The 12,256-nt window shown below is 63.6% G+C and carries 10 protein-coding genes and 4 tRNA genes; 2 read left to right on the top strand and 12 right to left on the bottom strand.

Going from position 1 to position 12,256, the window contains the following annotated elements; all coding sequences use genetic code 11:
* Positions 1-201: 201 nt before the first annotated feature.
* From F3I16_RS09175 to F3I16_RS09150, 6 genes are all read right to left on the bottom strand, one after another.
* The gene (locus F3I16_RS09175) at positions 202-1,545 is read right to left on the bottom strand and encodes a tetratricopeptide repeat protein (RefSeq protein ID WP_160493392.1); all 1,344 of its coding nucleotides are present in this window, start codon (positions 1,543-1,545) and stop codon (positions 202-204) included.
* Between the two features lie 218 nt (positions 1,546-1,763).
* The gene (locus F3I16_RS09170) at positions 1,764-4,832 is read right to left on the bottom strand and encodes an efflux RND transporter permease subunit (RefSeq protein WP_160493391.1); all 3,069 of its coding nucleotides are present in this window, start codon (positions 4,830-4,832) and stop codon (positions 1,764-1,766) included.
* The gene (locus tag F3I16_RS09165; RefSeq protein WP_160493390.1) at positions 4,829-5,854 is read right to left on the bottom strand and encodes an efflux RND transporter periplasmic adaptor subunit; all 1,026 of its coding nucleotides are present in this window, start codon (positions 5,852-5,854) and stop codon (positions 4,829-4,831) included. Before F3I16_RS09165 ends, F3I16_RS09170 begins: the two co-directional genes overlap by 4 nt.
* A gap of 82 nt (positions 5,855-5,936) precedes the next feature.
* Complete coding sequence (locus F3I16_RS09160; RefSeq protein ID WP_160493389.1) at positions 5,937-6,716, bottom strand: ABC transporter permease; 780 nt, start codon at positions 6,714-6,716, stop codon at positions 5,937-5,939.
* Positions 6,713-7,645, bottom strand: coding sequence for an ABC transporter ATP-binding protein (locus tag F3I16_RS09155; protein WP_160493388.1), 933 nt, complete (start codon positions 7,643-7,645; stop codon positions 6,713-6,715). The genes F3I16_RS09160 and F3I16_RS09155 overlap by 4 nt, the downstream gene beginning before the upstream one ends.
* 151 nt (positions 7,646-7,796) lie before the next feature.
* Positions 7,797-8,471 carry a transglutaminase family protein gene (locus F3I16_RS09150; protein ID WP_160493387.1) on the bottom strand — a complete coding sequence of 225 codons (675 nt, stop codon included), beginning with the start codon at positions 8,469-8,471 and terminating at the stop codon, positions 7,797-7,799.
* Positions 8,472-8,666: 195 nt separating this feature from the next.
* On the opposite strand from F3I16_RS09150, the gene F3I16_RS09145 reads away from it, so the two are divergent.
* Positions 8,667-9,077, top strand: a complete 411-nt coding sequence (locus F3I16_RS09145; RefSeq protein WP_160493386.1) for a PA2817 family protein — start codon at positions 8,667-8,669, stop codon at positions 9,075-9,077.
* A 329-nt stretch (positions 9,078-9,406) separates the two neighbouring features.
* On the opposite strand, the gene F3I16_RS09140 is transcribed toward F3I16_RS09145, so the two are convergent.
* The 4 genes from F3I16_RS09140 to F3I16_RS09125 all read right to left on the bottom strand — a co-directional run bounded on the left by F3I16_RS09140 (position 9,407) and on the right by F3I16_RS09125 (position 9,826).
* Positions 9,407-9,482 (bottom strand) — tRNA-Gly (locus F3I16_RS09140).
* 5 nt (positions 9,483-9,487) lie between these two features.
* Positions 9,488-9,563 (bottom strand) — tRNA-Glu (locus tag F3I16_RS09135).
* A 106-nt stretch (positions 9,564-9,669) separates the two neighbouring features.
* Positions 9,670-9,745, bottom strand: a tRNA-Gly gene (locus F3I16_RS09130).
* Positions 9,746-9,750: 5 nt separating this feature from the next.
* Positions 9,751-9,826, bottom strand: a tRNA-Glu gene (locus F3I16_RS09125).
* Positions 9,827-10,045: 219 nt separating this feature from the next.
* Here F3I16_RS09125 and F3I16_RS09120 point away from each other — a divergent pair.
* Positions 10,046-10,813 carry a hypothetical protein gene (locus F3I16_RS09120; protein ID WP_160493385.1) on the top strand — a complete coding sequence of 256 codons (768 nt, stop codon included), beginning with the start codon at positions 10,046-10,048 and terminating at the stop codon, positions 10,811-10,813.
* Between the two features lie 72 nt (positions 10,814-10,885).
* Here F3I16_RS09120 and F3I16_RS09115 read toward each other — a convergent pair whose 3' ends face one another.
* Positions 10,886-11,368: a GAF domain-containing protein gene (locus tag F3I16_RS09115; RefSeq protein WP_160493384.1), complete on the bottom strand. Its 483-nt coding sequence runs from the start codon at positions 11,366-11,368 to the stop codon at positions 10,886-10,888.
* Entirely contained in the window at positions 11,365-12,255 is an 891-nt protein-coding gene (locus tag F3I16_RS09110; protein WP_160493383.1) for an ATP-binding protein, read from the bottom strand. Before F3I16_RS09110 ends, F3I16_RS09115 begins: the two co-directional genes overlap by 4 nt.
* Position 12,256: the final 1 nt, after the last annotated feature.

Below are 12,256 nucleotides of genomic sequence, written 5' to 3'. Positions count from 1 at the left end.
GGCCATGGCGGCCTGACTTAAACGAAACAGCCTCCACAAAAGCCGGGGCGATTCAGAACGTATCTTCTCTTGGCCTTTAAAACGACCAAAGCAGGCGGTGGGGACGGGCAGAAAGCGGCCAAAAGCCGTCATTCACCGAGGGCCGCTGCCGACCCACTATAGCCATTCACAGTGGCTGCCAAATGCTGGGAGACTCACTTCCTACTGTCCTGCATGCAGCGACTGTAATTGACCTGCGCGCATTTTCCAGGCGCAGTTGATCGGGCTCTCAGGCTTCAATGCAAGGCGCTCGGCAACCAGTGCCTCGGCAAGTTCACGGTTGCCAAGGCGAATGGCAGCTTCGGTCAGCGTCCATGAGAGGACATCGCGTTGAGCGTGACTGCCGCCGAAGCGGTTAGCCTTGGCGCGTAGCGGCATCAACGACGCTATGACTTGGTCGTAATCCCCACGACCAAACGCCACCAACCCTTCGCAGGCTGGCACACCGATCTCTCTACTCATCATGGCGTTGGTGCCACTGCCAGTAGCGGCCCGTTTCAGGGAGTCAAGCTGCTGATCTTGTGCACGAGTGTTTCCAGAACCCACGAATGACATCATCGCGTTCACGTCGTTAAAGGCGTAGAAACCGTCTTCACAGCGGGACTCCCATTTCTCAGCCAATCCTTTCCAGCGATCTCCAACGTCATGGCCAAGCAGGGAGAGTCTCCAGAGCAACGCTGATCCATCAAGTAGCTCAAGTGCTTGACCAAAGCCACCGGCTGAAATGTCTTCATCAAAGAGGCGAAGCGCTCCAACCACGTCATTAGCCTCCAGGAGGAAAAGCGCTTTGTGCCACCACAAATGGAAGGCAAACATGCTATTGGGAGCCCAGGCACTGGCGCTGGCCAAAAGGTACTTATCCCCCTCTTCGCTACGACCCTGCATCTCCATGACATGAGTCACGGCATGCACTGCCCAACCATCTTGCGGGTTCAGGGCTACAGCCTCGCGGCCTTGCTCTTCGGCGCGCTGGTAATCTCCCGCCTCTTCAAGGCCAAAGGCATACATCCCTTTAACGAAACCAAAACCCGGAACGTTGTTATCCCAGCGTGACATCACACGGGCCACACGATCACGCAGCATGTGCGAGTAACCGAGATAGAAGTCGCCCAAATGGGCGAATTGCAGTGCCAGCAGATCACGGGGGTAGTCGATCGACACGCGCCCCCAGATTTCGATTGCCCGCTCCCAGTCACCGTCGTACCAGGCACGTACTGCGTGGATGTGCTGCCGCTCGCGATCATTCGCTTTCGGTTCCAGCCGCTCGGCTGCTTCCAGACTCTTGTACAGCTCAGAGTCAAAGGCTTTGTCGGTCGCCGTCGCAATCGCGCCAGCACGAAAGGCGTATGCCAGCACAAAATCCGGATGCTTCTCGATGATTTTGTCAGCGGCAGCCAGAGGATCGGCCTGGTAGGCATGCAGCAAGTCGCAAGCTCTATCCAGAGCATCGATCGCATCATGCGAGCCATAGGAAACGGGATTGCCACGCTTGTCGTGCTTGCTCATGGCTGCCTCTTGGTCACACCCGCAGGGCGTACATGATTTAGAGGAGAATATCGTTCTCGATTGTCCTCCCAAATTTGACTCGGAGAGACTTTCCCGACGAAGCGAGGGCGAACCGGATCGTCCGCGCTTCAAAGATGCTCACGACTCTTCGAATGGGTCGAACGGCCAATAGTTGAGCGGCTGGTTCTGGCCGGTAGCTGCCCCCCCGCCTCCCCCCCCTAAACCACCCCCACCTCGCCCTGCCCCACCTCCAGCGGCTTCCACCGCCGCAGCAGGCTGTACAGCGTCGGCACCACGAACAGGGTGAAAAAGGTCCCCACCAGCAGGCCACCGACTATCACCAGGCCGATCTGCTGGCGGCTCTCGGCCCCCGCCCCGCTGGCCAGCGCCAGCGGCAGCGCCCCCAGCACCATGGCCCCCGTGGTCATCAGGATCGGCCGCAGGCGGGCGCTGGCCGCCTCGCGCACCGCCTCCTCCAGCGCCAGCCCCTCGCGCAGGCGCTGGTTGGCGAAGTCGACGATCAGGATGCCGTGCTTGGTGATCAGGCCGATCAGGGTCACCAGGCCGACCTGCGAGTAGATATTTAGCGTTCCGCCGAACAGCTTGAGCGCCAGCAAGGCGCCGGCCATCGACAGCGGCACGCTGAGCAGGATGATCAGCGGGTCGAGGAAGCTCTCGAACTGCGCCGCCAGCACCAGGTAGATGAACACCAGCGCCAGCACGAAGATCAGCGCCACGCCCGAGCTTGCGTCCTTGAAATCGCGCGAGGTGCCGGTGTAGTCGAACTGGGTGTCGGGCGGGAAGATTGCCCGCGCCTTCGCCTCCAGGTGATCGAGCGCCTCGCCCAGGGTGTAGCCGGAGCCGACGTTGGCGGTCACCGTCACCGCGCGCAGCTGGTTGAAGTGGTTGAGCTCGCGCGGCGCCACCGTCTCCTTCACTTCGATCAGGTTGGACAGCTGCACCATGTTGTCATTGCGCCCGCGCACGTAGACGCGGTTGAGGTCCTCCGGGTTGCTGCGGTCGACATCGGCCAGCTGCACCAGCACGTCGTACTGCTCGCCGTTCTGCTTGAAGCGGGTCACCTGGCGGCTGCCGAACAGGCTCTCCATGCTCCTGCCGATGGTGGCCACGTCGGTGCCGACCGCCACCGCCTGCTCGCGGTTGACCGTGACCTTGAGCTGCGGCGTGTTGAGTTTGAGGTCGGTGTCCAGGCTTTCCAGCCCCGGGTAGCCGCGTACCTCGGCCAGCAACTGGTCGACGTACTGCTGCAGCTCGGCGTACTCCAGCGAGGAGCGGATGACGAAGTTGACCGGCTGGTTGCGCGCGCTCTGCCCCAGCGGCGGCCGGTTGATCGGGAAGGCGCGTACGCCGGGGATGTCCTGCAGTTTGGGCAGCAGCTCGTCGCGGATCTCGAACTGGCTGCGTTCGCGCTCGTCCCAGGGCTCCAGCTTGAGAAACGACAGGCCCTGGGCCACGGTGGGGAAGCCGACGATGACCATGTAGCGGTTGGTTTCCGGCACCGTCGCGTAGGCCGCCTCCACCTGCTCGGCGTAACGGCTGGTATAGCCGATGGTGGCGCCGTCCGGGCCGTTGATCGAGCCGACTATGGTGCCGGTGTCCTCGGTCGGCGCCAGCTCGCTACGCAGGCTGGCGAACAGCCCGGCGCACAGCAGCAGGATGCCCAGCAGCAACGCCAGCACCAGCCACCAGGCGCGCAGCACCCGCTCCAGGCCGTGGCGGTAGCTGGTGGTCAGCTGGTGGATGAAGCCTTCGATCAGGTTGTACAGGCGGCTGTGTTGCTGCTGCGGCACATGGGCCTTGAGCAGGTGGCCGCACATCATCGGCGACAGGGTCAGGGCGACGAAGCCGGAGACCAGCACGGCGCCGGCCAGGGTCCAGGCAAATTCCGTGAAGAGTTTTCCTGTCGTGCCCTGCATGAAGCCGATCGGCGCATAGACCGCAGCCAGGGTCAGGGTCATGGCGACCACCGCGAAGGCGATCTCGCGGCTGCCGACGAAGGCCGCCTGCATCGGCGCCATGCCCTGCTCGATATGCCGGTGGATGTTCTCCAGCACCACGATGGCGTCGTCCACCACCAGGCCGATGGCCAGGACCAGGGCCAGCAGGCTCAGGGTATTGAGGGTGAAGCCCATCAGCGCCATCAGCGCGCAGGCACCGATCAGCGACACCGGGATGGTCACCAGCGGAATCAGGGTGGCGCGCAGCGAACGGAGGAACAGGAAGATGATCAGGATGACCAGCAGCACCGCCTCCCAGATGGTGGTGTAGACGTTGCCGATCGACTCGCGGATGAACAGCGAGTTGTCGTTGGCCACCGCCATCTGCATGCCGTCCGGCAGCAGCGCGCGGATTTCCGGCAGGGCCTCATTGAGGGCGTCGGAGATTTCCAGCGGGTTGGCCGTGGCCTGCTTGACCAGGCCCACGGCCACCGCCGGCTGGCCGTTGAAACGCACCACGGTGCGCAGGTCCGCCGCGCCGATCTCGGCATGGCCGACATCGGCCAGGCGCAGCAGATAGCCGCGCGAGTCGTCGAGGATGATCTTGTTGAAATCCTCCGCGGTCTTCAGGTCGGTCTCCGACAGCACGGAAAACTCGCGCTGCACCGACTCGATGCGCCCGGCGGGAATCTCCACGTTCTGCCGGCGCAGGGCGTCCTCCACGTCCTGCACGGTGAGGTCGTGGGCGGCCAGCTTCTCCGGATCGAGCCAGATGCGCATGGCGTAGGTGCGCGCACCGCGGATCTGCACCTCGGAGACCCCGGGAATGGTCTGCAGGCGATCCTGCACCACCCGCTCCAGCACGTCGGTGATCTCCATGGCGGAGAAGCGCTCGCTGGAGAAGCCCAGCCAGATCACCGGCTGGGCATCGGCCTCGACCTTCTGCACCAGCGGCTCGCGGATCTCCTCGGGCAGCAGGCTGCGCACCCGGCCGAGGCGGTCGCGCACGTCGTTGGCGGCCTCGTCGGAGTTGCTGCCGAGGCGGAACTGGGCGGTGATCTGGGTGTTCTCCGAGCGGCTGATGGAGCTGACGAAATCCAGGCCTTCGATGCCGGACAGCACGTCCTCGACCGGCTGGGCCACCTGGGACTCCATGATCTCCGGGCTGGCGCCGGGGTAGATGACGTTGACCGTGACGATGGGTACGTCGATGTTCGGGTACTCGCGCACGGCCAGGCGCTGGTAGGCCATCAGGCCGAGCAGGACGATGATCAGCGACAGGACGCTGGCGAACACCGGCCGGCGGATGCAGATATCCGAGAGGGTCATGCGCCCTCCCCGCGCTTGACCGTGCGTACCTCGCGGCCCGGCGCGACCTTCTGCCAGCCGGCGCTGATCAGGGTTTCGTCGCCCTGCAGGCCTTCCACCACCTCGGCCTTGCCGCGCAGGCGCTGGCCGATGCGGATCTGCCGGCGTTCGACCTTGCCGTCGACCACCAGGTTGACGAACAGCAGCTGGCCCATGGGCATCACCGCTTCCTCGGGAATCAGCAGGGCCTGCGGGCGCTCGGCGAGGATCACCGAGACCTTGACGAACTGGCCGGGCTTGAGGCGCTGGTCCTTATTGTCGACCTGGGCGCGGATGGCCTGGCTGCGGCCCACTTCGTCCAGGCGCGGGTTGAGGGCGATGATCGCGCCCTTGAAGCGCTCGCCGGGGTAGGCATCCAGGCTCAGCTCGATGGCCTGGCCGATATGCACCTGGCTGACCGCCTTCTGCGGCACGCGGAAATCCACCTTGAGCGGGTCGAGCACTTCCAGGTTGACCAGGTCCTGGCCGGCGCTCAGGTAATCGCCGACGCTGACCTGGCGCAGGCCGAGCACGCCGTCGTAGGGCGCGCGGATCTGCGTCTTGTCCAGGCGCGCCTGGGCCAGGGCCAGGCTGGCGCGGGCGGCTTGCTGCTGGGATTGCGCCTCGTCCTGGGCCTGGGCATTGCTGGCGCCGCGCGTGAACAGCAGTTGGGTGCGCACAAAGCTCTTTTCCGCCAGGTCCAGGTTGGCCTGGGCCTGGGCCAGTTCGGCGCGGGCAATCGCATCATCCAGGCTAACCAGCAGCTCGCCGGCCTTGACCGCCTCGCCCTCGCGAAAATGCACGGCCGCCAGGCGCCCGCCGAGCTCGGGGCGGATCACGGTCGACTCGTCGGAGCGCAGCGAACCGAAGGTGATCAGCTCGTCGCGCACCAGGCTGCGCTCCGGCTGGGTCACTTCGACCAGGGGCGCCTGCTCGGCCAGGGCAGGCAGTGCCAGCAGTGCACACAGGGCTGCGAGAAAGCGGAAACCAGTGTGCGATGCCATAAGCGACCTCTTTTTCAGATCAGAGGTCGAGTCTACCGGCGACGGCCCGCAGTGCAAGCCGCCGAAAGTGTTACGCCATGTACTACTGGCGCATGCCCCGACCACTCTGCAACAGGCGAATGCAGACGACATAGAGCAGGCTGCTGGCCAGCAGCATCATGCCGATGGCCACGCCGATATTGATGTCGGACACGCCGAGGATGCCGTACCTGAAGGCGTTGACCATGTGCAGGATGGGGTTGGCCAGCGACACCGTCTGCCAGAACTCCGGCAGCAAACTGATCGAGTAGAACACCCCGCCCAGGTAGGTCAGCGGCGTCAGCACGAAGGTCGGGATGATCGAGATGTCGTCGAAGTTGCGCGCATACACCGCGTTGATGAAACCGCCCAGGGCGAAGGTGATGGCGGTGAGGGTGATCACCAGCACGGTCACGCCCAGGTGGTGCACCTGCAGTTCGGTGAAGAACAGCGACAGCAGGGTGACGATGAAGGCCACCGCCAGGCCGCGCAGCATGCCGCCGACGACATAGCCGATGAGGATGGTGTGCGGCGACACCGGCGACACCAGCAGCTCCTCGACGTTGCGCTGGAACTTGCTGCTGAAGAAGCTCGACACCACGTTGCTGTAGGAGTTGGTGATCACCGACATCATGATCAGCCCCGGCACGATGAACTCCATGTAGCTGTACTGGCCGACATCGCCGACCTGGCTGCCGATCAGCCGGCCGAAGATGACGAAGTACAGGGCCATGGTGATGGCCGGCGGCAGCAGGGTCTGCGCCCAGATGCGGGTGAAGCGGCGCACTTCGCGGATGACGATGGTTTGCAGGGCGATCAGGTTGGAACGCAGTTCGGGACTCATTTCGCCACCTTGGCCAGGTTCTTCTCCACCAGGGAAACGAACAGTTCCTCCAGGCGATTGCTCTTGTTGCGCAGGCTCAGCACCTCGACCTTCTGCGCCGCCAGCTGGCGGAACAGCTCGGTGATGCCCAGGCTCTTCTCCACCTGCACTTCCAGGGTGTGCGGGTCGACCAGGGTCGCCGGATAGCCCAGCAGTTGCGGCGGCACCAGCAGCGCATCCTTGAGGTCGAGGAGGAAGGTCTCCACGTGCAGGGTCTTGAGCAGCGCCTTCATGCTGGTGTTCTCGACGATGCTGCCGTGGTCGATGATGCCGATATGGCGACAGAGCTGCTCGGCTTCCTCCAGATAGTGGGTGGTGAGAATGATGGTGATGCCCTGCTGGTTCAGCTCGGTGAGGAAGCTCCACATCGAGCGGCGCAACTCGATGTCCACCCCGGCGGTGGGCTCGTCGAGGATCAGCAGGCGCGGCTGATGGACCAGCGCACGGGCAATCATCAGGCGGCGCTTCATGCCGCCGGAAAGCATGCGCGCGGCCACGTCGTGCTTGTCCCACAGGCCGAGCTGGTTGAGGTACTGCTCGGCGCGTTCCTTGGCCACCTTGAGCGGGATGCCGTAATAACCGGCCTGGGTCACGACAATGTCGAAGACCTTCTCGAACTGGCTGAAGTTGAATTCCTGCGGCACCACACCGAGGCAGCGCTTGAGGCCGGAGGGGTCGCGATCGAGGTCATGGCCGAACACCTCGACCGTGCCGCCGCTCTTGTTCACCAGGGTCGAGATGATGCCGATGGTGGTGGACTTGCCGGCACCGTTGGGGCCGAGCAAGGCGAAGAAGTCGCCTTCGGCCACTTCCAGGTCGATGCCCTTGAGGGCCTGGAAGCCATTGCCGTAGGTCTTGGTCAGCTGCCGGATGGACAGGGCGGAACTCATGGGGGCTAGGTACTCAGCAAAAGGAACGACTTAGATAGGGACGCGCCGCGGCGTTTGCAACCTGCTGCTTCAGGTTAGCGGAGCCTTCGGAGCTTGCAGGAGCTGCACCCTACCCAGCCTGGGCACAAGAAAAAAGTCGCGAATGCTGATGTTAACTATCGATGGCCTGCATGGCGGCCACTTCGGCCTGCAGATCGCCGCGTAGAAACGCCGAATCGGCGACGAACAAATGCGGGTAGCAGCGCTGCAGATGGCCGAAGAACAACGCCTGCGGCAGATCGTCGAACTGGCCGTGATCGGCCAGGTATTCCATGTAGCGCTCGCCCTGCTGGTTGAACGGGTGGAACAGGCTGTCGCTGCGCCCATCGAACTCCAGCGGCGCCACCTTGAATACCTTGCACAGCGCTAAGTTGAACGCAGGCGTGGCCTTGACCCAGCGCCCGTCGAGCAGCAGTTCGGTGTAGCCATGCATGGCGAACACCTCGCTACGCAGGATCTCCAGCAGGCGCGGGCTGGACAGGTGATTGCGCACATCGGCCAGACCGATCCGCGCCGGGATGCCGCAATGCCGGGCGCAGGCCGCCAGCAGCAACGCCTTGGGCACGCAGTAGGACTCGCCGGCGGCCAGCGCATGGCTGGCCTTGAGCGTTTCGGGGTCGCGGCTGAAGCTGTAGGGGTTGTAGCGGATCTGGTCGCGCACCGCGTAATACAGGCTGACCGCCTGCTCGCGCGGGTCAAGGCTGGCGCCGCGCCAGGTTTCGGCAAAATCGACCACCAATGGATGGTCGCTATCGATGAACCGGCCGGCTTGAAGGTAGGACTGCATGGCACGCTCCCGAGGCTTTGTCCCAGTCTATCGGCGCATCAGCACGGCGAAAGCGGCGATCCGGCCAAGCTCACCGGCCTTGTCGCCATGTCGGCCCGAAGCCGCTGCCCCTATAAAGTGGCCGACCAGCAAGCCGGGACAGCAGGCGCTCGGCGCCCTATACTGCCGCGCTCGTTTTCAATCAGGATCATTGCCATGGCTGCCTCCCACCTCGACCACCACCTCGCCCTGCTCACCCACCTGCGCGGCATCCTGGTCGCCCTGGGCGAAGCCGAACTGGTGGAAGACGATACCCACGGCCTGTTCCTCGAGCGCTACGACGAGCTGCTGGTGGAGCTGCCGAAAGATCCGGAGAACAGCCTGTACCTGGGCCAGGACCTGATCAGCCAGATCTTCCACCGCTACCCGCAGATAGCCCACCTGGTGCCGCGCGACCTGCTGTGGTTCTTCGGCGGCGATTGCCTGCACTTCATGCCGGACGAGGAAATCGAGCTGTACCAGGCCCTCGACGAGCGCCGCTACGAAGCCGAGGCCAATGGCCAGCCGTTCGACTGGACCCAGGAAAAGCAGCTGCTGGCCCTGCCGCCGGAAAGCCCCAAGCACTGATAGCGCTGCCCCGGGTCATCCGGGGCGCCAACGAAAAAGGCCCGCACGGCATGACCGGCGGGCCTTTTTTCATCATAGCCATCTAGCCGCTACCTGTTGCTGCGCAGCACTGTTGTGCGGGCCGGTTCTTGCGGTGGTTTCTCCGGCTATTGCTGGGAGCGAATTCATTCGCGATCAGAGCCTGCTCTGAGCAACCTGTTTATCGCGGATAAATCCGCTCCCACTAAAGCTCGATGAGCTGGGCAGCACACAACGGACATATGGCCTTTTCGGCGCTGAATCGCGCGCAAACAAAAACGCCGCTCGATTGAGCGGCGTTTCTGTTTATTTGGAGCGGGAAACGAGACTCGAACTCGCGACCCCGACCTTGGCAAGGTCGTGCTCTACCAACTGAGCTATTCCCGCAAACATGGCGTCCCCTAGGGGACTCGAACCCCTGTTACCGCCGTGAAAGGGCGGTGTCCTAGGCCACTAGACGAAGGGGACGTGGCCCCGGAGCTTACAACAGCTTTCCGGTGTTACCGGGCGATGTTGCCATCGACCCTCTAACGCTAATCGAAACACCGCTCCGAAAAGCAGCACTTCCTGAAACTGGAGCGGGAAACGAGACTCGAACTCGCGACCCCGACCTTGGCAAGGTCGTGCTCTACCAACTGAGCTATTCCCGCAAACATGGCGTCCCCTAGGGGACTCGAACCCCTGTTACCGCCGTGAAAGGGCGGTGTCCTAGGCCACTAGACGAAGGGGACGTGGCCAGGAGCTTGTAACAGCATCCCAACTTCCAGCGAATCAGCTTTCACTAACTCGCTTAAAGTGGCGCGCATTCTATGGAGCCTTTAGGGGAGCGTCAACCCTCATTCAAAACTTTTTCTAAATCAATGACTTCGCTACTGAAATTGATACGACGCTAGGAGTAGGGAGGCCAAGGCACTACACTCGGGGAAAACTAGCGTTCGGGAGGTTCACCGGTGTCCCCACTCGTTATCACCGCCTTGATCGTCGTCGGCATCGTGCTACTCATCGCGATCGGCTACATCAACCATATGGTGGAGAACAGCAAGCTGGAAAAAGCCCGGCGCAAGGCTGATCTCAATGACCGCGTGCGCCGCAGCCGTGATGTTTCCGAGAACATGCCGGGACAACTGATGAGCCCGGCCCTGAAGCTCCTCCTGAGCCGCCTCGAACTGCACTACAGCGACCGCCTGCTGCCGCTGGACAAACAGAACTCCAACCTGCGCAACCGCATCGCCGAGCTGCGCGACTGGGTCGCCAAGGGCGAGGACATCCCGGTGCGCAATGCGCCCCAGCCGATCATCAGCGAGGCGAAAGCCAAGGATGTGCGCTATCTCCTGGAGAACTTCCACGGCCTGGTAACACGCGCCGCGCAGGATGGCGCGCTGCCCGCCAACGAGGCCAAGCGCTGGATCGGCGAGATCCGCCATATCCTGGTGCAACTGCATTACGAGTTCTTCACCAACCTCGGTCAGCACTCCCTGCAGCAAGGCCAGCCCGGCCAGGCCCGCCTGGCCTACGAGCGCGGCGTGCAGTACCTGCGCAAACAGGCCGACGCGAACCGCTACAAGAACCAGCTGCAGCAGCTGGAGCAGCTGCTGGCCAACGCCAACAGCATGGTGCTGGAAAAGACCAAGCCGGCAGCCGACGAACACAGCGAGCTGACCGATGGCCTCAAGTCGTTCGAGGAAGACGACTGGAAGAAGAAGAACATCTACGACTGAATAAGCACAACCGTCGCCAAGCCTCCCGAACAAGAAAGCCCGGCAATGCCGGGCTTCTTGTTTGTGCGCTGCTCAGCAGTCGCTCGCCGCCAGAAAGATCTGCGCCAGGCGCTCGATTCCCGCCTGATCCTCGGCCGTGAAACGCCCTGGGCGCGGGCTATCCAGATCCAGCACGGCGATCAGCCGACCATCCTTGACCAGCGGCACCACCAGCTCGCTGCTGGAGGCCGCGTCGCAGGCGATATGCCCGGGGAAGGCATGCACGTCATCGACCCGCTGGGTCTGCCGGCTGCTGGCCGCCGCCCCGCACACCCCACGACCGAAAGGAATGCGTACGCAGGCCACCTTGCCCTGGAAGGGCCCCAGCAGCAGCTCTTCATTGCGGTTCAGGTACAGGCCGGCCCAGTTCAGCGCCTCCAGCTCATGGAACAGAAAGGCGGCGAACTGCGCACTATTGGCGATGAAGTCACGCTCGCCCGCCAGCAAGGCCTGCAGCTGCGCGGCCAACAAGGCATAGCCTGACTGCCCCTGCCCGATCTCGGCCAAATCGATCATTGCGCGCTCCCCAGCAACTGCTGGCCGACCCAGCTGCGGGCGAACTGGTAGGCACAGCGGCCGTTGCGGTTGCCACGCCCCAGTGCCCAGCGGATGGCCAGGATCTCCAGCTCATGACTCCATTGCCACTGCAGGCCGGCCTGCGCCGCCAGCACCTCGACCCAATGGCGCACCACGGCGAGGAAATGCTCCTGGGTAAAGGGATAGAACGACAGCCACAGACCGAAACGGTCGGACAGGGCAATCTTGTCCTCCACCGCCTCGCTGGGGTGCAGCTCGCCCTCGACGCGCTGCCAGTTGTCGTTGTCGCTCTCCTTCTCCGGCACCAGATGGCGGCGGTTGGAGGTGGCATACAGCAGCACGTTGTCCGGGGCGCGCTCCAGCGAACCATCCAGCACGCTCTTCAGCACCCGGTAATCGCCCTCGCCCGCCTCGAACGACAGGTCGTCGCAGAACAGCACGAAGCGCTGCGGCAAACCCGCCAGCTGCTCGACCACCCGCGGCAGGTCGGCCAGGTAATCGCGCTCTATCTCGATCAGGCGCAGCCCGCTCTTGGCGTGTTCGGCCAGCAGGGCCCGCACCAGCGAGGACTTGCCGGTGCCGCGGGCGCCCCACAGCAGCACGTGGTTGGCCGGCAGGCCGCCGACGAACTGGCGGGTATTGCGCGCCAGCTGCTCGCGCTGCGTGTCGATGCCAACCAGATCGTTCAGGCTCAGATCCAGGCTGACCTGCAACGGCTGCAGATAGCCGCCATGCCCCTCGCGAAACCAGCGGGCCGCCACCGTCTGGTTCCAGTCCAGCGCCACCCGGCGCACCGGCAACAGCGGATCGAGACGTTCCAGCACCGCTTCGGCGCGCTGTAAAAAACTGTTCAAGCGGGAATCCACG

Origin of the sequence: Pseudomonas sp. L-22-4S-12 (assembly GCF_009799935.1) — a bacterium.
Lineage (GTDB): Bacteria > Pseudomonadota > Gammaproteobacteria > Pseudomonadales > Pseudomonadaceae > Aquipseudomonas.
Note: the sequence above shows the minus strand (reverse complement) of the source record. Positions and strands in the feature narration are given on the sequence as shown.

What these genes read in the sequence shown, in the direction of transcription:
- F3I16_RS09175 (WP_160493392.1), bottom strand. Translation starts at nt 1,545, where the DNA reads ATGAGCAAGCACGACAAGCGTGGCAATCCCGTTTCCTATGGCTCGCAT.
- F3I16_RS09150 (WP_160493387.1), bottom strand. Translation starts at nt 8,471, where the DNA reads ATGCAGTCCTACCTTCAAGCCGGCCGGTTCATCGATAGCGACCATCCA.
- F3I16_RS09145 (WP_160493386.1), top strand. Translation starts at nt 8,667, where the DNA reads ATGGCTGCCTCCCACCTCGACCACCACCTCGCCCTGCTCACCCACCTG.
- F3I16_RS09165 (WP_160493390.1), bottom strand. Translation starts at nt 5,854, where the DNA reads ATGGCATCGCACACTGGTTTCCGCTTTCTCGCAGCCCTGTGTGCACTG.
- F3I16_RS09160 (WP_160493389.1), bottom strand. Translation starts at nt 6,716, where the DNA reads ATGAGTCCCGAACTGCGTTCCAACCTGATCGCCCTGCAAACCATCGTC.
- F3I16_RS09155 (WP_160493388.1), bottom strand. Translation starts at nt 7,645, where the DNA reads ATGAGTTCCGCCCTGTCCATCCGGCAGCTGACCAAGACCTACGGCAAT.
- F3I16_RS09170 (WP_160493391.1), bottom strand. Translation starts at nt 4,832, where the DNA reads ATGACCCTCTCGGATATCTGCATCCGCCGGCCGGTGTTCGCCAGCGTC.
- F3I16_RS09115 (WP_160493384.1), bottom strand. Translation starts at nt 11,368, where the DNA reads ATGATCGATTTGGCCGAGATCGGGCAGGGGCAGTCAGGCTATGCCTTG.